We start from the raw sequence: 21,680 nt of genomic DNA, 5'->3' as shown, positions 1-21,680 counted from the left end.
TCGGGGGTCGCCCACGGCCGCGGCGGGGTTCCCTTTAAGCGTAACCGCGGGCGCGGCCGTTCGTCCCCCCGGCGGGAGTATCACGGCCCCCGGCGGGACCTCCCACCGAAAGCGCGCAGGAGCGGGCAGAATGCGGACCGGACCTGTCAGGAGTGGCAGGCCGTGAGGGAAGGTGTGAGGGATGTCGGAGGTCAGCAACTCCGAGGCGGTCGGCGGGGAAGCGGCCGACCAGGCCGACCAGGCGGCGCACCGGCGCGCGGTCGCGTCCCGGTACGCGCTGCTGCCGCTGCGACTGTTCCTCGGCGTCACCTTCGTCTACGCCGCCCTGGACAAGCTCTCCGACGCGCACTTCCTGGCCGGTGCGGGTGACCCGGCCTCCTTCGTGTCGCAGACCCAGGCGGCCAAGGCCGGCGGCAGCCCGATCGCCTTCCTGCTCGGCCCGGCGCTGGACACGCCCACCCTGTCCGCGCTGGCCATCGCCTTCGGCGAGCTGGCGGTCGGCCTCGGCACCCTGCTCGGCCTGTGGGGCCGGGTCGCGGCGCTCGGCGGCGCGCTGATCAACCTGAGCCTGTGGTTCACCGTCAGCTGGAACGTCTCGCCTTACTACCTCGGCAACGACCTCGGCTACCTGATGGCCTGGACGCCGCTGCTGCTGGCCGGCACGCCGTACCTGTCGGTGGACGGCTACCTGGCCCGCCGGTCCCGGCGGGACCGCGCACGGGGACTCACCGCGGACCACGTCAAGCGCCGGGCGCTGGTGGACGGCGGGATCGCGGCGGTGGCGATCGGCGGCGCCGGGCTGCTGACCGGCTCGCTGACCCGTACCTTCGGCCGGGGCAAGCAGGCCGCGCCCAAGCAGTCCGCCGCCCCGGCCCCGAGCGCCACGGCGCCCGCCCCCACGGCGCCCGCCGCCGTGGCCGCCGCCACGGTGGCGGCGGCGAGCGTGCCGGTCGGCGGCTCGGCCCAGGTCAAGGACCCGGCCACCGGGGACGCCGTCTACATCGTGCAGCCCAAGGCCGGCCAGTACTGCGCCTTCTCCTCGGTGTGCACCCACTCCGGCTGCGCGGTGGACGCGCCGAAGAACGGCCAGCTGTACTGCCCCTGCCACGGCTCCCGCTTCGACGCCGCGACCGGCGCGGTGGTCAACGGGCCGGCCGTCAAGCCGCTGCCCAGGTACGGCGTCAGCAAGGACGGCGACAAGCTGACCCTGGGCCCGCTGCAGAGCTGAGCGTCCGGGGGCTACTCCCCGCGGTCCGGCCTGCCCCTGCGGGCCACCGCGGCGACCGCGCCGGCCAGGCCGCCGGCGCCGAGCACGATGAAGGTGACCGGGACGACGATCCGTCCGTTCACCGACCGGTCGTTGAGCGCGGCCACCAGGTAGAGCACGGCGATCACGGTGAACAGGCCGCCCGCGATCAGCGAGAACAGGTCGAGCCGGTGCTTCCTCACTGCTGGACCACCTTGATGTCGCCGAGGCCGAGGCCGAGTTGGAGTTCGAGCGTGCCCTTGGACGGCCGGCCGTCCAAGGGGTCGAGCCGGTAGGTGCGCCGCCCGGTGCCGCCGTCGCGGTCGCCGGGGACGGTGACGTTGCCCACGCCGACCCGGGTCACCAGGTTCACCGTGACGTCCGGCGGCAGGGTGACCACGAGCTCGCCGGCGCCCAGGTCGACCTTGGTGGTCAGGGTGCCCCCGGCCGGGTCGAGCCCGGACAGGTCCAGCCGGACGTTGCCGGCGCCGAGGTTGTAACGGTCCTTCAGGTCGGCGGCCGAGCTGACCGTCCAGGAGCGGTCGCCGATGGCGTCCTGCACGGTGTGCGGCGCGTGGCCGGTGAAGGCCAGCGCGAGGGTGGTCAGCAGGCCCAGCACCGCGAGCCTGCGGGCCTTGCCGAACTTCGCGGCCAGCAGCAGGGTCAGGCCGATCACCAGCAGCCCGGTGGCCAGGACGACGGTGCTCAGCTTGGTGACGTCGGTGTGGCCGACCGAGGCGGACCAGACCGCGGTGGCCGCGCCGATCGCCAGCAGGAAGCCGAAGAAGCCGAGCGGCGAGCGCTCCCTCGGGTGCCGGACGGCGGCCGGCTCGCGGCGGCGCTCCGGGCGCTCCTTGCGCAGCGGGTCGCCCTCCGGCAGGTCGGTGCGCTGCCACCAGGCCGGCGTGGGGCCGCCGGGCGGCGGCACCTTGGTGCCGTACGCGGGCGTGGGGCCGGCCGGGTCGGCGGCGCCGTACGGGTTGCGCTCGGGGTGGCGCGGGTCCCACAGGTAGCCGCTGGGGCCGGGGACGGGGGAGTCGGCGGGGACGGTCCCGGCGGCCCGGTCGGCGGCGTGCCGGGCCCGCGCGGCCTCGTCCTGGGGCCGGCCGTGGTCGTCGGACTCGGGGAAGTGGCGGTCGTACGGGCCGCCGCGGCGGCGCCCGCGGACCCGGCCGCGGCGGCGCTCCGGGTCGTAGCGCACCGCCAGGAAGACCAGGCCGCCGAGCAGCAGCAGCGGGAACATCTGGTCGCCGTCGCCCATCGAGGAGAAGAACACCCCGGTGCCGATCACGGTCAGCAGCACCGCGCCGATCGACTGGCCGTCGACCCGGCCGGTCAGCACCCGCTGGAGCTCGGTGCGACCGCCGCGGCCCTTGCCGTCGGCGCCGTCCTCGGTCGGGACGATCAGCCAGGCCAGGCCGTAGAGGAACAGCCCGAGGCCGCCGGAGAGGCAGAGCACCACGGTGACCACCCGGAAGACCACCGGGTCGATGTCCAGGTGCCGTCCGAGGCCGCCGCAGACGCCGGCCACCACGCGGTGGTGCTCGGTCCTGGTCAGCGGGGGGCGTTCCGGTTCCGGCGGGGCGGTGGGCCCGGCCTCCTGGATGCGGTGGTCCTCGGTCATGGGCACCATCCTTCCGGCAGGGGGCGGGCGGGCCCAACCGGGTACGGCCCTGCCCGTACCCTGACTTGTCCCTGATAAGGGTGGGGGACCCACCCTGATGCGCCCGGAGGCGCGCGCGTGGAACCATCGGTGACGTGGCAGCACCCGGTACCGATCCCCGCCCCCTCGCCTCCGACGCCGCGGCGTCGGCCGGCGCCGACCCGAACGTGCCCGACGGCGGGCGCCCGCCCTACCGGCGGCTCTACCGCAGCCCGCAGGGGCGGATGTTGGGCGGCGTCGCGAACGGCCTGGCGGTGCACCTCGGGCTGCCGGTCCGCTGGGTGCGGCTGGCCTTCGTGCTGCTGTTCTTCGCACAGGGGATCGGCGCGCTGCTGTACGCGGTGTTCTGGTTCATCGTGCCGATCGGCATCGGCGAGCCCTCGCAGCGCGGTGCCACCCACTGGGTGAACGTCAACGGCGTCTACGTCCCGACCTCGCCCTGGCTGCGGCCGGGCACACCGCTGACCAAGTCCGGCGGCGGCTGGATCGGCCGGCTGCGCGAACTGCTCCAGCACGCGCTCCAGGGCGAGCCGGTCACCGCGGCTCCCGCCGTCGAGGGCGACACCGGGACCGGGAAGTCCGCCACCAGGGCCGGGCAGGGCGGCCTCGGCCAGCTCGCCGCCCTGGTCATGGTCGTGATCGGCCTGATCGCCCTGCTGAACGTGCTCGGCTGGCAGACCGCCAAGCCGTACACCTGGCCGCTGCTGGCGATCGGCGTCGGCGTCGCGCTGGTCTGGCGGCAGGCCGACGACTCGCGCTGGCAGCGCTGGTTCGGCATCGAGGAGGGCGAGAAGCGGCGCGGCGCCTACACCAGGGTCGGCGCCGGCGTGCTGCTCGCGGTGGCCGGCACCATCGCGCTGCTCGCGATGCAGGGCAGCGGCTCCACCCTCGGCTCGGTGGTCCAGGCCTCGCTCGCCGTGCTGGCCGGGGTGCTGGTGCTGCTCGGCCCGTACGGCCTGCGGCTGTGGCAGGACCTGGGCGCCGAGCGCACTGCCCGCATCCGCGCCCAGGAGCGCGCCGAGATCGCCGCGCACATCCACGACTCGGTGCTGCACACCCTCACCCTGATCCAGCGTCGGGCCGAGGACCCCAAGGAGGTGCTGCGCCTCGCCCGCTCCCAGGAACGCGAACTGCGGCTCTGGCTGTACCGCCCCGAGGCCGCCGCCGAGGCCGCGCCGGACACCATGGCGGAGACCCTGCGGGCCGCCGTCGCCGAGGTCGAGGACCGGCACGGCGTCCCGGTCGAGCTGGTGATCGTCGGCGACTGCCCGATGGACGAGAAGGTCGCGGCACAGATGCAGGCCGCGAGGGAGGCGACCGTCAACGCGGCCAAGTACGGTGGCGGGGGACCGGTCCAGGTCTACGCCGAGGTGGAGGGGAGGACGGTGTCGGTGTTCGTCCGCGACCACGGCCCCGGCTTCGACCCCGACACGGTGCCCGAGGACCGGATGGGCGTACGGGAGTCGATCATCGGCCGGATGAAGCGCCACGGTGGCACCGCTCGGGTGCGGCCGGCGGCGGGCGGCGGCACCGAGGTCGAGCTGGAGATGGAGAGAACGAATGACTGAGGCAGCTCCGGAGCGCACGGCGAGGGTCGTCCTGGTGGACGACCACCGGATGTTCCGGACGGGGGTCCGGGCCGAGATCGGCCGCACCGAGGTGACCGGCATCGACGTCGTGGGCGAGGCCGACGACGTGGACTCGGCGGTCCGCGTGGTCGCCGAGACCAGGCCCGACGTGGTGCTGCTCGACGTCCACCTGCCCGGGGGCGGCGGCGTGGAGGTGCTGCGCCGCTCGGTCGGCGTGATGGGCGAGCAGGGCGGGGTGAAGTTCCTGGCGCTGTCCGTGTCGGACGCCGCCGAGGACGTCATCGGCGTGATCCGCGGCGGCGCGCGCGGCTACGTCACCAAGACCATCACCGGCACCGACCTGGTCGACGCGATCTTCCGGATCGCCGACGGCGACGCGGTCTTCTCGCCCCGGCTGGCCGGCTTCGTGCTGGACGCCTTCGCCGCCACCGACACCCCGCCGGTGGACGAGGACCTGGACCGCCTCACCCAGCGCGAGCGCGAGGTGCTCCGGCTGATCGCCCGCGGCTACGCCTACAAGGAGATCGCCAAGCAGCTCTTCATCTCGGTGAAGACCGTCGAGAGCCACGTCTCCGCCGTGCTGCGCAAGCTCCAGCTCAGCAACCGCCACGAGCTCACCCGCTGGGCCACCGCCCGCCGCCTGGTCTGATCCGGCCCTGCCGGGCCCGCCCGCCCCGGATCCCTCGGGCCGGGCGGGCTTGTCGGTGGGTGGCCATAGACTCGATGTGCCATGAGTAGCCTCTTTGACGACCTCCCGCTCCCCGGTTTCGAGGCACCCGCCGCCGGGTCGAAGCAGCCCGCCGTGCCCGCCGACGCGATCGACGAGGAACCCCCGCCGTACGAGGACGAGGTGCCGTACGACGCGTACGAGGAGGCGATCCCGGAGGGGCTGTTCCACACCGACCACGCCGCCGAGGCCGAGCGGGACTCCTGGTACCGCAACGGCGCCGCCCGGACGGTGGTCGACCCGGCGCAGCTGCTGGAGGGGATGAACGACCCGCAGCGCGAGGCCGTCCTGCACGCCGGCTCGCCGCTGCTGATCGTGGCCGGTGCCGGCTCCGGCAAGACCCGGGTGCTGACCCACCGGATCGCCCACCTGCTGGGCGCCCGCGGGGTGCAGCCGGGCGAGATCCTGGCGATCACCTTCACCAACAAGGCGGCCGGCGAGATGCGCGAGCGCGTCGAGGCGCTGGTCGGCCCGCGCGCCCGGGCGATGTGGGTGTCCACCTTCCACAGCGCCTGCGTGCGGATCCTGCGCCGCGAGTCCAAGCAGCTGGGCTTCACCTCCAGCTTCTCGATCTACGACTCGGCCGACTCGCAGCGGCTGATGTCGCTGGTCTGCCGCGACCTCGACCTGGACCCGAAGCAGTTCCCGCCGAAGTCCTTCACGGCGAAGGTCAGCAACCTGAAGAACGAGCTGATCGACGAGGAGACCTTCGCCGATCAGGCCGCCAACCCGATGGAGAAGAAGCTCGCCGAGGCGTACGCGCTCTACCAGCGGCGGCTGCGCGAGGCCAACGCGCTGGACTTCGACGACATCATCATGACGACGGTGAACCTGCTGCAGGCCTTCCCGGACGTCGCCGAGCACTACCGCCGCCGGTTCCGGCACATCCTGGTCGACGAGTACCAGGACACCAACCACGCCCAGTACATGCTGGTCCGGGAGCTGAGCGGCGGATCCGTCGCGGCCGCGCCCAGGCGCACCGCGGACGGGGACTTCGTGAACCCGGCCGCCGGGCGGCTGGCCGAGGTGCCGCCCGCCGAGCTGTGCGTGGTCGGTGACGCGGACCAGTCGATCTACGCCTTCCGCGGCGCGACCATCCGCAACATCCTCCAGTTCGAGGAGGACTACCCGAACGCGACCACGATCCTGCTGGAGCAGAACTACCGCTCCACCCAGACCATCCTGAGCGCCGCCAACGCCGTCATCGAGCGCAACGCCAACCGGCGCGAGAAGAAGCTCTGGACGGCCGGCGAGCACGGCGAGAAGGTCGTCGGCTACGTCGCGGACGACGAGCACGGCGAGGCCCAGTTCATCGCCGACGAGATCGACCGGCTCACCGACAAGGGCGAGGCCAAGCCCGGTGACGTCGCGATCTTCTACCGCACCAACGCCCAGTCCCGCGTGTTCGAGGAGGTGTTCATCCGGGTCGGCCTGCCGTACAAGGTGGTCGGCGGGGTGCGCTTCTACGAGCGCAAGGAGGTCCGGGACGTCCTGGCGTACCTGCGGGTGCTCTCCAACCCGGAGGACACCGTGCCGCTGCGCCGGATCCTCAACGTCCCCAAGCGCGGCATCGGCGAGCGGGCCGAGGCGATGATCGACGCGCTGGCCGCGCGGGAGCGGATCTCCTTCGCCCAGGCGCTGGTGCGGGTGGACGAGGCGTACGGGATGGCCGCGCGCTCGGCCAACGCCGTGAAGAAGTTCAACACCCTGATGGCCGGGCTGCGCCAGGTCGTCGAGTCGGGCGCGGGCCCGGCGGCGGTGCTGGAGGCCGTCCTGGAGGAGACCGGCTACCTGGCCGAACTCCAGGCCTCCACCGACCCGCAGGACGAGACCCGGGTGGAGAACCTCCAGGAGCTCGCCTCGGTGGCGCTGGAGTACGAGCAGGACCCGGGCGAGCGGCCGGACGCCGAGGACGAGGGCGCGCCGCCGGTCGGCTCGCTGGCCGACTTCCTGGAGCGGGTCGCGCTGGTCGCCGACTCCGATCAGATCCCGGACGAGGACGAGGAGGGGCAGGGCGTCATCACGATGATGACCCTGCACACCGCCAAGGGCCTGGAGTTCCCGGTGGTCTTCCTGACCGGCATGGAGGACGGGATCTTCCCGCACATGCGGGCGCTCAACCAGGTCAAGGAGCTGGAGGAGGAGCGCCGGCTCGCGTACGTGGGGCTCACCCGGGCCCGCGAGCGGCTCTACCTGACCCGCTCGGTGCTGCGCAGCGCCTGGGGGCAGCCGGCCTACAACCCGGCCTCGCGCTTCCTGGAGGAGATCCCGGAGACGCTGGTCGAGTGGAAGCGGACTGGGGCGGCGCAGGCGCCGGTCCAGCGCGGCTTCTCCTCGGGCTCGTCCTGGGGCAAGTCCTCGTCGGGGGGCGGGAGTTCGCGTTCCTCCTCGGCGGCCTCGGCCGCGCCGAAGGCGGGCTGGGGGCAGTCGGCCCGGCGCGCCGGCAAGGTCGTGGACCGCGAGGTCGTCGCGCTCGCGGTCGGCGACCGGGTCACCCATGACACCTTCGGGCTGGGAACGGTGACGGGCGTGACGGGCGTCGGCGACAACGCGCAGGCCGAGGTGGACTTCGGCTCCGGCGGCCGCAAGCGGCTGGTCCTGCGCTACGCGCCGGTCGAGAAGCTCTGACCGGTCCCGGCTGGGGCGCGTCCGTCGGACGCGCCCTACCGCGGGTCCAGACCGTTCGAGAGGAACCAGGGCAGCGGGTCGACCGGCCCGCTGCCCTGCGGCCGGATCTCGAAGTGCAGGTGCGGCCCGGTGCTGTTGCCGCTGCTGCCGACGTAGGCGATCACGTCGCCCTGCTTCACCGGCCCCTTGCGGACCTTGTACGCCCGCAGGTGGCACATCCAGGCCTCGGTGCCGTCCGGCATCTTCAGGATCGACATGTAGCCGTAGAACGGGTTCCACTGCGTCCGGATCGTGCCGTCGGTGACGGCGTACACCTCGGAGCCGCCGTCCACCGGGAAGTCGATGCCGGTGTGCCGGTTCATCCAGTGGGTGCCGGCCGCGCCGAACAGTTCGCCGAGGCCGTGCTCGGCCACCGGCATCACCACCTTGGGCTTGACCGGTTCGGCGGCCGGCTGGGCGGTCGGCGCGTCGGTGGGCTGTCCGCCGCCGGGCTGGGCGCCGCCCAGCGGCTGACGGGCGTTCCCGCGCGAGGCCTGGGCGGCCTGGTCGGCGTCGGTGGCGGCCTGCTGGGCGCTCTGCTTCGCCGCGGTCCGGTCGGGGGCGTCGGCCGCCGACGCCTGCGAGGGCACCCGGTCGGCCTGCTCCTGGACCACCGTGATGCCCGCCGCCCCGGCGACCCCGAGCGCGGCCACCGACGGGACGGCGACCCGGAACAGCGCGGCCCGGGTGGCCGCCTTGGCGGCGCCGCGGCGCTGGGCGCGGGACTGCTCGCGGGCGGCGAGGCGCAGCTCCGCACGGGTCGGACGGGCGGCTGCTTCGGGAGCCATCGGGGGCTGCCTCCTCGGTGGGCCTCGGGCACGTCATCGTGTGAGGTGAACAGCGGTGACTGTAGCCCCAGGCCCGACACCCCGGAAAAACCGCCGGTTGTCAAGGGGGCGGGCGGGGGTTCACCGGATCCGTACGGGGGGTCCGCGGACGGACGTACCCGCTGGTAGCAAGGCCTGGGGCTGTGACTTTGCCCTCCTCTTGGGAGGCGGCTCGGCCAACCGGGCCGGGTGGCGCTAATCTCCCCTCAGGTCGGTTGGTTATCGAGCGTTAACCGCGTCAACCGCGCCCGTGGGCCCACGAGGTCCGGTCGGATGATGGACGACGAGGTCCAGGAGGCAGTGATGAGTGTGTCGGGGCCGATCCGTGTGGTGGTCGCCAAGCCGGGGCTCGACGGTCACGACCGTGGCGCCAAGGTCATCGCGCGTGCCCTGCGCGACGCCGGTATGGAGGTCATCTACACCGGGCTGCACCAGACGCCCGAGCAGGTGGTCGACACCGCGATCCAGGAGGACGCGGACGGCATCGGGCTGTCGATCCTCTCCGGCGCCCACATGACGCTGTGCGCTCGGGTGCTGGAGCTGTTGAAAGAGCGCGACGCGGCGGACATCAAGGTCTTCTGCGGCGGGATCATCCCGGACGAGGACATCGCCGAGCTCAAGGCGATGGGCGTCGCGGACATCTTCACCCCGGGTACGCCCACCCGGGACGTGGTCGCCTGGGTCGAGGCCAACCTGCGCGCCGCCGGCTGATCATCGGGAGTCACTGAGCGGGCCGGTCCTGGTGCGGACCGGCCCGCTCGGCCGTTCTCGGCCTGTCGGTCCGTCAGCTCGTCAGCTCGCTCAGCATCGCGGCCCGGAAACGCAGCGTCCCGGCCAGCCGGGCGAAGGTCTCCGACCAGGCCGAGTCGGGGGAGGCCCCGGCGGCCAGCTCCTCCACCGCGGCGGCCGTCTCCGGGGCGAGCGCGCGTTCCGTCATCCCGAGCACCCCGCTGTGGCTCCACGGGTACGCGCCGGAGGACGCGGCCCGGGCCAGCGCCGTCACCACCGCGGTGGACAGCGGCGGCGTCCACGGGGTCGCGCAGGCGCCGAGCGGTTGGAAGGCGTCGCCCAGGCCGTGCACCTCGATGAAGGCGGCCGTCCAGGCGGCCCGCTCCTCGGGCGGGAGGACGGCCAGCAGCTTGGACGGTGCACCCGTGACGCGCGCCCCGCGGGCCCGTCCGGCGCCGCGGGGCGGCGGAACGGGCGCCGGGCCGAGCAGCGCCCGGGCCCAGTCGGCGTCGTGCTGGCGCACGGCGGCGCGCGCCCAGGCCTCGCGCAGGTCGTCGGCCCAGCTGCTGCTGGTCTCGTCCACACTGTCACCGACCCGCAGGGTGAGCAGTTGCTCGGGCGTCAGGCCGGTGCTCTCCGCCCAGACCGCCAGCGGGGCGGCGGCCACCACCTCGCCGAACCACCAGGCCCGTTCGCCGCGCCCGGTGGGGGACTTGGGGGCGATTCCGTCGCGCTGCATCCGTTCGTCGCACTCGACGGGCGGGGTGACCAGCAGGTGGGTGCCGCCGTCGGCGAGGCGGACGGCGGCCCGGGCCCGCTCGGCCATCCGCTGGGCGAGCGCCGAGGTGGGCAGGGTGGAGAGCAGTTCGGCGGCGGTGGCGCGGACGTTCTTGCTGCGGTCGCCGAGGGCGGCCTCCAGGAAGGGCTCGTCGGCGGGGGAGAGGCCGTCCTGGAGGGCGTCCAGGAAGAGCAGCCGGTCCTCGGCGCGCTCGGTGGGCCAGGTGCTGCGCAGCAGCGCGAGGCCGGCGGCCGGGTCGCGGCGGCGCAGCAGGGTGAGGTGGGTGACCCGCTCGGCGAACAGGCCCTCGTGCCACGGCCGGTGGTCGGCCGGGTCGTCCGGCTGCCGGTCCGGCTCGGGGGCGGCGGTGCGCAGCACGAACCGCCAGTCCGGGTTGTGCGAGGCCAGCCAGCGGCCCAACGGGCCGGCCAGCGCGACGGCGTCGCCGCGCAGTTCGCTGCGCGCGCGGGCGGCGTCGAGCAGCGCGGGTATCAGCGCGGCGGGCGGCCGCAGACCCTCGAACCGGGCGGTGGTGAGCCACTGGGGCAGCAGCTCGGCCAGGTTGGCCAGGGTGCCGCCGCCGCTGCCGCCGTTGCCACCGGTGCGCCCGGCGAGCAGGACGGCCAGCCGGCGGGCGGCGGCCTCGGGCATCTCCGGACGGGGGTCCTCGGGCGCGGGCGGCCCGGGAGGCTCGGTGGCCGGGACGGGCAGGGCGCCGGCCCGGCGGCGGACGGTGGCGAGCGCGGCCAGCTCCAGCAGCGCGGTGGCCGGGTCGGACGGGTCGACGGCCTCGGCGAGCGGTAGCACGGCGGCCGGGAGCGGGCGGCGGTCGGTGCCGAGCAGGGCGCTGGTCCGCAGGGGCTCCCACGGGTCCTGGGTGATCGTCATCGTGGCTTCTCCTGGGCGTGCTCGTGGGTTCTGTCGGATCAGGCCGCGGCGTCGGGGCGCGTGCGTCGCAGGGCGGAGGTGGGGGCACCTCCCGGCCGGAGGCCGGGGGAGCGTCGCGGGACCGGCGAGGACCCGCCGGACACGCCCTACACGGATGTGAGGCCCACCGGGCGGTGCTCGGCGGACCAGGCGGTGACCGGGGCGAAGCCCTGGTGGCCGTACTCGCCGAAGACCGTCAGGGGGCGGCCGGTGGAGACCGCGACCAGCCGCCACATCGCCGCCTCCGGGACGGCCGAGGGGCGGACCGGGACGGTGTGGTGGCCGTCCGTCAGGTGCCAGCCGTCCGGGGCGCGGACGGGGACGACGCCGGCGAGCGCCGTCGGCCAGCTGTCCAGCCACGGGTCGTCGGCCACCGCGGTGCCGTACCCGGCGACCGCCTCGGCGACGGTGAGTCCGGCGGGCGGGGCGGCCGGGCCGGGCTCGGGGGCGCCGTAGCGGGTGCCGAGCGCGGCGCGCAGCGGGCGGGCGCCGGGGTGGTAGGCGAGTTCGGCCTCCAGCAGGTGGCCGGTGGGCAGGGCGAGGTCGGGGGCGTGGCCGGGGCGGCCGAAGGCGAGCAGCAGGGCCGGGCGGCCGGTCTTGGCGCCGCGCAGCCAGACCCGGCGGGTGGTGAGCCGTTCGTCGGCGGTGTCACGGCTGCCGAGCACCAGCCAGCGGTCCCGGACGGTCGGCCCGGCCAGCACCTCCGCGGCGTCCAGGGTGTAGCCGACCCGGGCGCGGACGGTGGCGGCCAGCTCGGGAGGAAGGTTGTCGACCCGGGTGGCGGCGGTGGCGAGCAGGTGGAGCATCGCGTACTCCTCCAGCAGCCGTTCCTCCGGCAGGGTGTCCAACTCCCTCACCCGGGCGGCCAGTCCGGGAGCCTGGGCGTCGACCATCCGGGCCGCGACCTCCTCCCAGGGGCCGGCCGTCGACTGGTCGGCGAGGCCGTGCCGGATCCGGTCGGCCAGTCGCAGCCGCAGCTCGGCCGCGCCGGCCGCGACCCGGGCGCCGCGCCGTTCGGCCCGGCGGCGGGCGGCCTCCGGGTCGGCCGGGGGCGCCGCACGCTTCTCGGCGCGCTCGTGGCGGGCCCGGAGCCACTCGGCTGCCCACTCGGCGGGCGGGCCGGCCGGCACGGCCTCGGGGGCGCCGCTCCACAGCAGGAGGAGCCCGAGCGCGTGCTTGCACGGGAACTTCCGGCTGGGGCAGCTGCACTGGTAGGCGGGCGTGGCGAGTTCGATCACGGTGCGGTACGGCGTGCGGCCGCTGCCCCGGCACTCGCCCCACAGCGCGGCGCCGTCGGTGCCCGTCCCGGACCAGGGCGCGGGCGAGGACAGCTTGCCCGCGGCCTTCTGCGACGCGGCGTCAGGCGCCAGGGACAGGACGTGTTCGGTGCTCCAGCGTTCCTCCATGCGACCGACGGTAGGCGGCGGCACTGACAGCGGCTGACTGCCCGTCCGGATCCGGGCGCCCGTTGTCAGTGGCACGTTGCAGGGTGGTTCCACAGGCCGGGACGCCGACCTGGCTCCCTCCCCCGATCCCTTTGCCGCCCGGGCACCCGTGTGCCCGGCGGCCGACCCGAAGGAGCCCCGATGACCGACGTTCTGCGGCAGCACGCCGAGGACGCCTTCGCCGGCGAACTGGCCGCGCTGGCCGCGCAGGACGACCGCCCGCGCCCCGAGCGCTGGAAGCTCTCGCCGTGGGCCGTGGCGACGTACCTGCTCGGCGGCGAGCTGCCCGACGGCACCCGGATCACCCCCAAGTACATCGGCCCGCGCCGCGTCGTCGAGGTCGCCGTCACCACTCTGGCGACGGACCGGGCGCTGCTGCTGCTCGGCGTGCCCGGCACCGCCAAGACCTGGGTGTCCGAGCACCTGGCGGCCGCGATCAGCGGCGACTCCACACTGCTGGTGCAGGGCACCGCCGGCACCCCGGAGGAGGCCGTCCGGTACGGCTGGAACTACGCCCAGCTGCTCACCCACGGCCCCAGCCGGGACGCCCTGGTGCCCTCGCCGCTGATGCGGGCGATGGCGGACGGCAAGCTCGCCCGGATCGAGGAGCTCACCCGCATCCCCGCCGACGTGCAGGACAGCCTGATCACCATCCTGTCCGAGAAGACGCTGCCGGTACCGGAGTTGGGCAGCGAGACCCAGGCCGTGCGCGGCTTCAACGTGATCGCCACCGCCAACGACCGCGACCGCGGCGTCAACGAGCTGTCCAGCGCGCTGCGCCGCCGCTTCAACACCGTGGTGCTGCCGCTGCCGGGCTCGCTGGACGAGGAGGTCGACATCGTCACCCGCCGGGTCAACCAGCTCGGCCGCTCCCTCGACCTGCCCGAACTGCCCGGCGGCGCCGAGGAGATCAGGCGCGTGGTGACGGTCTTCCGCGAGCTGCGGGCCGGTCTCACCGTGGACGGCCGGACGAAGGTCAAGACCCCGACCGGCACCCTCTCCACCGCCGAGGCGATCTCGGTGGTGACCAACGGCCTGGCCCTGGCCGTCCACTTCGGTGACGGCGTGCTGCGCGCCGGGGACGTGGCGGCCGGCGTCCTCGGCGCGGTCGTCCGCGACCCGGTCGCGGACCAGGCGGTGTGGCGCGAGTACGTCGAAGGGGTGGTGCGCGAGCGCGACGGCTGGAAGGACTTCTACCGCGCCGCCCGCGAGGTGGGGGCATGAACGAGGCCGAGGTCGCCCTGCTGGGCATCCGGCACCACGGCCCCGGCTCGGCCCGGGCGGTGGCCGCCGCGCTGGCGCAGTGGCAGCCGGACGCGGTGCTGATCGAGGGCCCGGCGGAGGCCGACGCCGTCGTCCACCTCGCCGCCGGGAAGGACCTGGTGCCGCCGGTCGCCCTGCTCGCCCACGCCGTGGACGACCCGGCGAAGGCCGCGTTCTGGCCGTACGCGGAGTTCTCCCCGGAGTGGGTGGCGATCCGGCACGCCGTGGACCACGACCTGCCCGTCCGCTTCATCGACCTGCCCGCCGGGTACGGCTTCGCGCCGTCCGCCGACGGCGACGGCGACGCCGACGGGGACGGGTCCGACGGGGACGCGCCCGACGGGCTGCCCGCCGACCCGCTGGCCCTGCTCGCCGAGGCCGCCGGTCACGACGACCCGGAGCGCTGGTGGGAGGACGTGGTCGAGCACCGCGCCCCCGGGGCGGACGCGCTGGCGCCCTTCGCCGCCGTCGCCGAGGCGATGGGCGCGCTGCGCGCCGAGGGCCTCGGCGAGTCCCGCCGGGACCAGCTGCGCGAGGCCCACATGCGCCAGCAGATCCGCGCCGCCCGCCGCGCCGGGTACCGCCGGATCGCCGTGGTCTGCGGGGCCTTCCACGTCCCCGCGCTGGAGACGATGCCCACCGTCGCCCACGACCGGGCTCTGCTGGCCGGCCTGCCGAAGAGGACGCGGGTGGACATCACCTGGATCCCGTGGACGCACCGCCGCCTCTCCCAGGCCACCGGCTACGGCGCGGGCATCCAGTCGCCCGGCTGGTACCACCACCTGTTCACCGCCGAGGGCGACCCGGTGCCGCGCTGGCTCACCCGGGCCGCCGAGCTGCTGCGCGCGCAGGACCACCCGGTCTCCTCCGCCCACGTGATCGAGGCGGTCCGGCTCGCCGAGACCCTGGCCGTACTGCGCGGCCGCCCGCTCGCCGGGCTGACCGAGACCCTGGACGCCGTCCGCGCGGTGCTCTGCGAGGGCTCGGACGTCGCCCTGGAACTCGTCCGGGAGCGCCTGGTGGTAGGCGACGCGCTCGGCGAGGTGCCGGACGCCGCACCCGCGGTGCCGCTCCAGCGCGACCTGGCCCGGCTGCAGCGCTCGCTGCGGCTCAAGCCCGCGGCCGCGCCCCGGGACCTCGACCTCGACCTGCGCAAGGACACCGACGCGGCCCGCTCCAGGCTGCTGCACCGGCTGCGGCTGCTGGGCGTCGAGTGGGGCGCACCGGCCAGTTCCCCGGTGAACTCCACCGGGACGTTCCGGGAGAGCTGGCGGCTGTGCTGGCAGCCCGAGTTCGCGGTCCGGATCGCCGAGGCCGCCCAGTGGGGCACCACGGTCGAGGAGGCCGCGGTCAACAAGGCGGTCGGCACCGCCCGGTCCGCCGTCGAACTCGCCGAGCTGACCGGCCTGGTGGAGACCTGTCTGCTGGCCGGGCTGTCCGGCGCCCTGCCCGCCGTGATGCGGGTGCTCGCCGACTGCGCGGCCCTGGACACCGATGTCGCACACCTGGCGGGCGCGCTGCCCGCGCTGGTCCGCGCGCTGCGCTACGGCGACGTGCGCGGCACCGACCACGCTGCGCTGGCCGGGGCCGCGGTGGGCCTGGCCGAGCGGGTCTGCGTCGGACTGCCGCCCGCCTGCGTCGGGCTGGGCGCCGGGAGCGCGGCGTTGATGCGCGCCCGGATCGACGAGGTGCACGGCGCGATCGCCCTGCTCGACCCGGACACCCCCACCGACACCCACGCCGACGGCGGCAGCGGCGCCGGCACCGACGGCCTGGCCGACCGCTGGGCCGCCGCCCTGCGCTCGCTGGCCCGCCGCGAGCCCACCGGCGGACCGGCCACCGGCGCCCCCGGACTGCTGCGCGGCCGTGCCGTCCGGCTGCTGCTGGACGACGGCCGGCTCGACTCCGAGGAGGCCGGCCGCCGGCTGGGCCTGGTGCTGTCCGTCGCCAACGCCCCGGCGGACGCGGCCGGTTGGGTCGAGGGCTTCCTCACCGGCGGCGGCGCCCTGCTGCTGCACGACCCCCGGCTGCTCGCCCTGCTGGACGAGTGGCTCCGCGGGGTCAGCGGCGAGGTGTTCACCGACGTCCTGCCGCTGCTGCGGCGCACCTTCGCCGGGCTGGAGGCGGGCGTGCGCACCACGATCGGCGGCCGGGTCGCGGCCGGCCCGCTCGGCGCGGCCCCGGCGGCGCCCGAGACGGCCGGCGAACTCGACCGGGAGCGCGCCGACGCGGCCGTCCCGGTGCTGGCCCTGCTGCTCGGCGTCCACCCGAAGATCCCCCGCCAGGCCGCCGGCCGCAACACCTGACCCCAGTCGAAGGAGAGGACGAGATGGCGACCACGACCGACGAACGGCTGCGCCGCTGGCGACTGGTGCTCGGCGGCGAGGCCGACGGCACCGGCTGCACCCCGCGCGGCCGCGACGCCGCGATGGACGGCGCCCTCGCCGCGCTCTACCGGGGCGCCCCCGAGGAGGGCACCCGTACGGCCCGCGGCGGCCGCCGCGGCGCCGGGCTGGGCGGCTCGGCCCCGCAGGTGGCCCGCTGGCTGGGCGACATCCGCGAGTACTTCCCGTCCACCGTCGTCCAGCTGATGCAGCAGGACGCGATCAGTCGGCTCGGTCTGGACCGGCTGCTGCTGGAGCCGGAGATGCTGGAGGCCGTCGAGCCGGACGTGCACCTGGTGGGCACCCTGCTGTCGCTCAAGCACGCGCTGCCCGAGACCACCAGGGAGACCGCCCGGGCCGTGGTCGGCAAGGTGGTCGCCGACCTGGAGCGCCGGCTCGCCGACCGGACCAGGGCGACCCTGGGCGGCGCCCTCGACCGCAGCGCCCGGGTGAACCGGCCGCGCCACCGGGACATCGACTGGGACCGGACGATCCGGGCCAACCTGAGGAACTACCTGCCCGAGCACGGCACCGTGGTGCCCGAGCGGCTGGTCGGCTACGCCCGCGCCCAGCGCGCGGTGAAGAAGGACGTCATCCTCTGCGTGGACCAGTCCGGCTCGATGGCGCCCTCGGTCGTCCACTCCGCGGTGTTCGGCGCGGTGCTCTCCTCGATGCGCACCCTGGACACCCGGCTGGTCGTCTTCGACACCTCGGTGGTCGACCTCACCGAGCAGCTCACCGACCCGGTGGACGTGCTGTTCGCCACCCAGCTCGGCGGCGGCACCGACATCAACCGCGCGCTCGCCTACTGCCAGTCGAAGATCACCCGCCCGTCCGAGACCGTCGTGGTGCTGATCAGCGACCTGTACGAGGGCGGCGTCCGGGACGGCATGCTGCGCAGGGTCGCCGCGATGAAGGCGGCGGGCGTGCAGTTCATCGCCCTGCTCGCGCTCTCCGACGAGGGCGCGCCGGCCTACGACCACGCCCACGCCGCCGCCCTGGCCGCGCTCGGCGCCCCCGCCTTCGCCTGCACCCCGGACGTCTTCCCGGAGATCATGGCGGCGGCGATCGAGAAGCGCCCGATCCCGCAGCACCTGGTCAAGGGCGTTGACCGGGGGGAGGCGCAACTTCACTCGAACGTGTGAATCACTCGATCGACGGGCCGCGGGCCCGCCCGGCGGCTCCTGGCCGATCTGTGACGGTTCTCACCCACGCGGGGCAGGCCCCGGGCGGAACGCGCCCGTCCCACGGGGATAACCTGCCAGACGGACGTGACGCGCGTGTTGATTGACGTGTGCGCCCGTGGCTGTGTGGGCCGCAAGGCCGTACCTCTGCGTACCCGCACCGCCCCGACGACCCGCAGCGAAGATCCTGCCGTGGCACGCTCGTAGAGACACAATCCGCGACCACGAACAAGGACAAACACGTGGACCTGTTCGAGTACCAGGCGAGGGACCTCTTCGCCAAGCACGGTGTGCCCGTGCTTGACGGCGATGTCATCGAGACCGCCGCAGACGCTGCCGCCATCGCGGAGCGCTTCGGCGGCCGCGCCGTCGTCAAGGCTCAGGTGAAGGTGGGTGGCCGAGGCAAGGCCGGTGGCGTCAAGCTCGCCGCCGACCCGGCGGACGCCGTCGCCAAGGCCGAGCAGATCCTCGGCATGGACATCAAGGGCCACACCGTGCACAAGGTGATGCTGGCCCAGACCGCGGACATCAAGGACGAGTACTACGTCTCGTTCCTGCTGGACCGCACCAACCGCACCTTCCTGGCCATGGCCAGCGTCGAGGGCGGCGTGGAGATCGAGGTCGTCGCCGAGCAGAACCCCGAGGCGCTCGCCAAGATCCCGGTCGACGCCAACGAGGGCTGCACCCCGGAGAAGGCCGCCGAGATCGTCGCCGCGGCGAAGTTCCCGGCCGAGGTCGCCGACCAGGTCGCCGACGTCCTGCAGAAGCTGTGGAAGGTCTTCATCGCCGAGGACGCCCTCCTCGTCGAGGTCAACCCGCTGATCAAGTCCGGCGACGGCAAGATCATCGCGCTTGACGGCAAGGTCTCCCTGGACGAGAACGCCGACTTCCGCCAGCCCGAGCACGAGGCGCTGGAGGACAAGGCCGCGGCCAACCCGCTGGAGGCCGCCGCCAAGGCCAAGGGCCTGAACTACGTCAAGCTCGACGGCCAGGTCGGCATCATCGGCAACGGCGCGGGCCTCGTCATGAGCACCCTCGACGTGGTCGCCTACGCCGGTGAGAAGCACGGCGGCGTCAAGCCCGCCAACTTCCTCGACATCGGTGGCGGCGCGTCCGCCGAGGTCATGGCGAACGGCCTGGAGATCATCCTCGGCGACCCCGACGTCAAGTCGGTGTTCGTCAACGTCTTCGGCGGCATCACCGCCTGTGACGCGGTCGCCAACGGCATCGTGCAGGCCCTGGAGCTCCTCGCGGGCAAGGGCGAGAACGTCACCAAGCCGCTGGTCGTCCGCCTGGACGGCAACAACGCGGAGCTGGGTCGCAAGATCCTCGACGACGCCAACCACCCGCTGGTCCAGCGCGTGGACACCATGGACGGTGCGGCCGACCGCGCCGCCGAGCTGGCCAACAAGTAAGGAAGGGGACTTTCACACCATGGCTATCTTCCTTACCAAGGACAGCAAGGTCATCGTCCAGGGCATGACCGGCTCCGAGGGCATGAAGCACACCCGCCGCATGCTCGCCTCCGGCACCCAGATCGTCGGCGGTGTCAACCCGCGCAAGGCCGGCACCACGGTCGACGTCGACGGCACCGAGGTGCCCGTCTTCGGCTCCGTCGCCGAGGCCATGAAGGAGACCGGCGCCGACGTCTCCGTCCTCTTCGTGCCGCCGGCCTTCACCAAGGCCGCCGTCATCGAGGCCATCGACGCCGAGATCCCGCTGGCCGTCGTCATCACCGAGGGCGTTCCGGTGCACGACACCGCCGCCTTCTGGGCGTACGCCGGTTCGAAGGGCAACAAGACCCGGATCATCGGCCCGAACTGCCCCGGCCTGATCAGCCCCGGACAGTCGAACGCCGGCATCATCCCGGCCGACATCACCACCTCCGGCAAGATCGGTCTGGTCTCGAAGTCGGGCACCCTGACCTACCAGCTCATGTACGAGCTGCGCGACATCGGCTTCTCCTCGGCCGTGGGCATCGGCGGTGACCCGGTCATCGGGACCACCCACATCGACGCCCTCAAGGCCTTCCAGGAGGACCCGGAGACCGAGATCATCGTCATGATCGGTGAGATCGGTGGCGACGCCGAGGAGCGTGCCGCGGCCTACATCGCCGAGCACGTCACCAAGCCGGTCGTCGGCTACGTCGCGGGCTTCACCGCCCCCGAGGGCAAGACCATGGGCCACGCCGGCGCCATCGTCTCCGGCTCCTCGGGCACCGCCCAGGCGAAGAAGGAGGCCCTGGAGGCCGCCGGTGTCAAGGTCGGCAAGACGCCGTCCGAGACCGCCCGCCTGACTCGCGAGATCATCGCCGGCTGACCCCGGTCACCCGCGCTGTGAGCGCCCCCGCCCTCCGTGGGCGGGGGCGCTCGCCGTTTCAGCGCCGGGGCCCCGCGGGGGCGCACGGCAGCGGGGACCACGCCGGACAGGCCGCCGGGCCCTGCTGCGGGGGCGGGGCCGCGCCCCGGACCGCCGCCGGCAGCTGCCACCGCGCGATCGCCTGCGGCTGCCGGTCCGCCACCACCGCCTCCAGCCCCGGCGTCGGACTACACCACAGGCTGGTGATGCCGTTCGGTGCCCCGCCCGGCAGCAGCGGCACACCGGGCACCGGCACCTTCGCGGCCGGGGCCGGCACGCACAGCACCGGCGCCGGCTCATCCGGCCGGTGGAACAGCGCCACCGGACGCAGCCCCGCCAGCGTCGCCAGCGTGGCCCCGCCCACCGCCGCCGTCAGCAGCACCGCCGCGCCCGTCCGGCTCGCCGTCCACAGCCGGTGCCGGGCCCGCAGCACCGGCAGCGGCGCCCGGTGCGGCTCCGGGCAGCCCCGCACCGCCGCCCGGTGCAGCAGCCTGCTCAGGCCGTCCGCGAAGCCCGGGGCCGCCGGGTCCGTCCCGACCAGCTCCGGCACCCATTGCGCCAGCGCCGCCCGCGCCGCCCACACCCGCCCCTCGGCCGCCGCCAGCGTGGACTCCACCTCCACCGCGACCGCCGCCGCGGGCATCCCCACCCCGTCGTGCAGCACCAGCGCCCGGCGCTGCGGCCGGGACAACCGCCGCAGCGCCTTCAGCAGCGCCCTGTCCCGGTCGGTCAGCCGGTCGTGGTCCGGCAGCACCGACTGCGCCTCGTCCGCCGGCCGCACCCGGATCCGCCGGTGCGGCAGCGTCCACGTGTGAACCCGCCGCGGGCCGCCCCGGCGCCACGGCGACAGCGCCAGTTCACAGGCCCGCATCCGCACCCAGCCCTCGGGGTCCCCCGACCCGACCACCCCGCCCCAGTCCCGCCGGGCCTCCCCGAAGGCCAGCCGCACGTAGTGCACCGCCCGGTGCCGGCACGCCGTCAGCAGGAACACCTGCTGCACCAGCCGGGTGTGGGCGCCCTCGTACAGCTCCTCGAAGTCCTCCGTGAGGTTTCGTCCGTTCCCCGCCTCGGTGAGCGCCTGCCTGATCCGCTCCCGGGGGTCGGTGGACTTCACGGTGGCGGGTACGTCCGGCTCGCGCACGGCGGGGGCGGGGGCCGGCTTACCGGGCGCGGTGGGTGCGTCCCACCCGCTCCTGCTCCGGGCGGGGGTGGCGGGCCCGGCGGCGGGTGCCGACGGCGCCTTCCGCTGACGTCCGTCCCGGTCGGTCGGGGCGCTCGGCGCGTCCCGCTCGCGCTTGCCCGGAGCGGGGACGGGGGCGGGGACGGGGGCGGCGCGACGGTCGGTCGAGTCCGCGGGCGCGTCCTGCCCCGGGGCGGCCTGCTGCTTCCCGGGCGACGGCCTGCCGTCCGGCCGCCGGCGCTCGCCGTTCACGGGTGCGGCGGCCGGGCCCGGCTCCGGGGTGCCGCTGCCGCGGTGCGGGCGGGGCGACCGGTCCCCGGACGGGTGGCCGGGGCCGGGATCGGCGGCGCGGGAGGGGGCACCGCCGGTACCGGGTTCCGCCGGGGCCGAGGGGGTCTGTGTCGTGCCGCTGCGTTCTCCCGGGGCTGTGGGGGCCACTCGCGTGCGGTCGGGGCCGGTGGGGTCGGCCGGGGGGCGCGGGCTGACGGGTGGTGCGGTGGTGAGGAGGGCGATGGCGGCGGCTTCGGTGGGGCAGCCGAGTTTGCGCAGGGCCCGGTGGAGATAACTCCGGGCGGTCGCCGGGGTGACGCCGAGTGCGGCGGCCGTGTCGTCGAGGCCGTGCCCTGCGGCGAGGTGGGCGAGGGCCTGGGACTCACGGGGAGTCAGCTTCCGCAGTGGGTCGGGGACGCGGGTGGGTCGCGTGGTCATCAGAC

General features: G+C 74.8%; 16 protein-coding genes and 1 pseudogene. 11 read left to right on the top strand and 6 right to left on the bottom strand.

The window, feature by feature from the left end:
• Positions 1-181: 181 nt before the first annotated feature.
• Both ACH4J0_RS21500 and ACH4J0_RS21495 read left to right on the top strand, forming a co-directional pair.
• Positions 182-709: pseudogene (locus tag ACH4J0_RS21500) on the top strand (DoxX family membrane protein); the annotation flags it as partial.
• 48 nt (positions 710-757) lie between these two features.
• Positions 758-1,228 carry a ubiquinol-cytochrome c reductase iron-sulfur subunit gene (locus ACH4J0_RS21495; protein ID WP_396242227.1) on the top strand — a complete coding sequence of 157 codons (471 nt, stop codon included), beginning with the start codon at positions 758-760 and terminating at the stop codon, positions 1,226-1,228.
• Between the two features lie 11 nt (positions 1,229-1,239).
• On the opposite strand, the gene ACH4J0_RS21490 is transcribed toward ACH4J0_RS21495, so the two are convergent.
• A complete protein-coding gene (locus tag ACH4J0_RS21490; protein WP_396242139.1) occupies positions 1,240-1,449 on the bottom strand; it encodes a hypothetical protein in 210 nt (69 codons plus the stop codon).
• On the bottom strand, positions 1,446-2,870 hold the full coding sequence (locus ACH4J0_RS21485; RefSeq protein WP_396242138.1) for a PspC domain-containing protein: 1,425 nt from the start codon (positions 2,868-2,870) through the stop codon (positions 1,446-1,448). Before ACH4J0_RS21485 ends, ACH4J0_RS21490 begins: the two co-directional genes overlap by 4 nt.
• A gap of 263 nt (positions 2,871-3,133) precedes the next feature.
• On the opposite strand from ACH4J0_RS21485, the gene ACH4J0_RS21480 reads away from it, so the two are divergent.
• The 3 genes from ACH4J0_RS21480 (at position 3,134) to pcrA (ending at position 7,853) form a co-directional block, all read left to right on the top strand.
• On the top strand, positions 3,134-4,477 hold the full coding sequence (locus ACH4J0_RS21480; RefSeq protein WP_396242226.1) for a PspC domain-containing protein: 1,344 nt from the start codon (positions 3,134-3,136) through the stop codon (positions 4,475-4,477).
• Complete coding sequence (locus ACH4J0_RS21475) at positions 4,470-5,147, top strand: response regulator transcription factor (RefSeq protein ID WP_270146514.1); 678 nt, start codon at positions 4,470-4,472, stop codon at positions 5,145-5,147. The genes ACH4J0_RS21480 and ACH4J0_RS21475 overlap by 8 nt, the downstream gene beginning before the upstream one ends.
• Before the next feature lie 81 nt (positions 5,148-5,228).
• Positions 5,229-7,853, top strand: coding sequence for a DNA helicase PcrA (pcrA, locus tag ACH4J0_RS21470; protein WP_396242137.1), 2,625 nt, complete (start codon positions 5,229-5,231; stop codon positions 7,851-7,853).
• Positions 7,854-7,888: 35 nt separating this feature from the next.
• On the opposite strand, the gene ACH4J0_RS21465 is transcribed toward pcrA, so the two are convergent.
• Complete coding sequence (locus ACH4J0_RS21465) at positions 7,889-8,680, bottom strand: M23 family metallopeptidase (RefSeq protein WP_396242136.1); 792 nt, start codon at positions 8,678-8,680, stop codon at positions 7,889-7,891.
• A 342-nt stretch (positions 8,681-9,022) separates the two neighbouring features.
• On the opposite strand from ACH4J0_RS21465, the gene ACH4J0_RS21460 reads away from it, so the two are divergent.
• On the top strand, positions 9,023-9,430 hold the full coding sequence (locus ACH4J0_RS21460; RefSeq protein ID WP_270146517.1) for a cobalamin B12-binding domain-containing protein: 408 nt from the start codon (positions 9,023-9,025) through the stop codon (positions 9,428-9,430).
• A 73-nt stretch (positions 9,431-9,503) separates the two neighbouring features.
• Here the strand turns inward: ACH4J0_RS21460 and ACH4J0_RS21455 are convergent, their stop codons facing one another.
• Both ACH4J0_RS21455 and ACH4J0_RS21450 read right to left on the bottom strand, forming a co-directional pair.
• Positions 9,504-11,114, bottom strand: coding sequence for a DUF5691 domain-containing protein (locus tag ACH4J0_RS21455; RefSeq protein WP_396242135.1), 1,611 nt, complete (start codon positions 11,112-11,114; stop codon positions 9,504-9,506).
• Positions 11,115-11,260: 146 nt separating this feature from the next.
• Positions 11,261-12,559: an SWIM zinc finger family protein gene (locus tag ACH4J0_RS21450; RefSeq protein ID WP_396242134.1), complete on the bottom strand. Its 1,299-nt coding sequence runs from the start codon at positions 12,557-12,559 to the stop codon at positions 11,261-11,263.
• Positions 12,560-12,739: 180 nt separating this feature from the next.
• Between ACH4J0_RS21450 and ACH4J0_RS21445 the strand changes: the two genes are divergently transcribed.
• The 5 genes from ACH4J0_RS21445 (at position 12,740) to sucD (ending at position 19,748) form a co-directional block, all read left to right on the top strand.
• Positions 12,740-13,822, top strand: a complete 1,083-nt coding sequence (locus tag ACH4J0_RS21445; protein ID WP_396242133.1) for an AAA family ATPase — start codon at positions 12,740-12,742, stop codon at positions 13,820-13,822.
• Positions 13,819-16,167, top strand: a complete 2,349-nt coding sequence (locus tag ACH4J0_RS21440; protein WP_396242132.1) for a DUF5682 family protein — start codon at positions 13,819-13,821, stop codon at positions 16,165-16,167. Before ACH4J0_RS21445 ends, ACH4J0_RS21440 begins: the two co-directional genes overlap by 4 nt.
• A gap of 23 nt (positions 16,168-16,190) precedes the next feature.
• On the top strand, positions 16,191-17,390 hold the full coding sequence (locus tag ACH4J0_RS21435) for a VWA domain-containing protein (RefSeq protein ID WP_396242131.1): 1,200 nt from the start codon (positions 16,191-16,193) through the stop codon (positions 17,388-17,390).
• A gap of 281 nt (positions 17,391-17,671) precedes the next feature.
• On the top strand, positions 17,672-18,844 hold the full coding sequence (sucC, locus tag ACH4J0_RS21430) for an ADP-forming succinate--CoA ligase subunit beta (protein WP_396242130.1): 1,173 nt from the start codon (positions 17,672-17,674) through the stop codon (positions 18,842-18,844).
• Between the two features lie 19 nt (positions 18,845-18,863).
• Complete coding sequence (sucD, locus tag ACH4J0_RS21425) at positions 18,864-19,748, top strand: succinate--CoA ligase subunit alpha (RefSeq protein ID WP_396242129.1); 885 nt, start codon at positions 18,864-18,866, stop codon at positions 19,746-19,748.
• Positions 19,749-19,806: 58 nt separating this feature from the next.
• Here the strand turns inward: sucD and ACH4J0_RS21420 are convergent, their stop codons facing one another.
• Positions 19,807-21,675: a sigma factor-like helix-turn-helix DNA-binding protein gene (locus ACH4J0_RS21420; protein ID WP_396242128.1), complete on the bottom strand. Its 1,869-nt coding sequence runs from the start codon at positions 21,673-21,675 to the stop codon at positions 19,807-19,809.
• Positions 21,676-21,680 lie beyond the last annotated feature (5 nt).

The sequence above is a fragment of the Kitasatospora sp. NPDC017646 genome (genome assembly GCF_044329365.1).
Lineage (GTDB): Bacteria > Actinomycetota > Actinomycetes > Streptomycetales > Streptomycetaceae > Kitasatospora.
Note: the sequence above shows the minus strand (reverse complement) of the source record. Positions and strands in the feature narration are given on the sequence as shown.

Coding starts and splice junctions, on each gene's coding strand:
- ACH4J0_RS21475 (WP_270146514.1), top strand. CDS start 4,470: ATGACTGAGGCAGCTCCGGAGCGCACGGCGAGGGTCGTCCTGGTGGAC.
- ACH4J0_RS21455 (WP_396242135.1), bottom strand. CDS start 11,114: ATGACGATCACCCAGGACCCGTGGGAGCCCCTGCGGACCAGCGCCCTG.
- pcrA (WP_396242137.1), top strand. CDS start 5,229: ATGAGTAGCCTCTTTGACGACCTCCCGCTCCCCGGTTTCGAGGCACCC.
- ACH4J0_RS21420 (WP_396242128.1), bottom strand. CDS start 21,675: ATGACCACGCGACCCACCCGCGTCCCCGACCCACTGCGGAAGCTGACT.
- ACH4J0_RS21460 (WP_270146517.1), top strand. CDS start 9,023: ATGAGTGTGTCGGGGCCGATCCGTGTGGTGGTCGCCAAGCCGGGGCTC.
- ACH4J0_RS21440 (WP_396242132.1), top strand. CDS start 13,819: ATGAACGAGGCCGAGGTCGCCCTGCTGGGCATCCGGCACCACGGCCCC.
- ACH4J0_RS21435 (WP_396242131.1), top strand. CDS start 16,191: ATGGCGACCACGACCGACGAACGGCTGCGCCGCTGGCGACTGGTGCTC.
- ACH4J0_RS21480 (WP_396242226.1), top strand. CDS start 3,134: ATGTTGGGCGGCGTCGCGAACGGCCTGGCGGTGCACCTCGGGCTGCCG.
- ACH4J0_RS21465 (WP_396242136.1), bottom strand. CDS start 8,680: ATGGCTCCCGAAGCAGCCGCCCGTCCGACCCGTGCGGAGCTGCGCCTC.
- ACH4J0_RS21485 (WP_396242138.1), bottom strand. CDS start 2,870: ATGACCGAGGACCACCGCATCCAGGAGGCCGGGCCCACCGCCCCGCCG.
- ACH4J0_RS21445 (WP_396242133.1), top strand. CDS start 12,740: ATGACCGACGTTCTGCGGCAGCACGCCGAGGACGCCTTCGCCGGCGAA.
- sucD (WP_396242129.1), top strand. CDS start 18,864: ATGGCTATCTTCCTTACCAAGGACAGCAAGGTCATCGTCCAGGGCATG.
- ACH4J0_RS21450 (WP_396242134.1), bottom strand. CDS start 12,559: ATGGAGGAACGCTGGAGCACCGAACACGTCCTGTCCCTGGCGCCTGAC.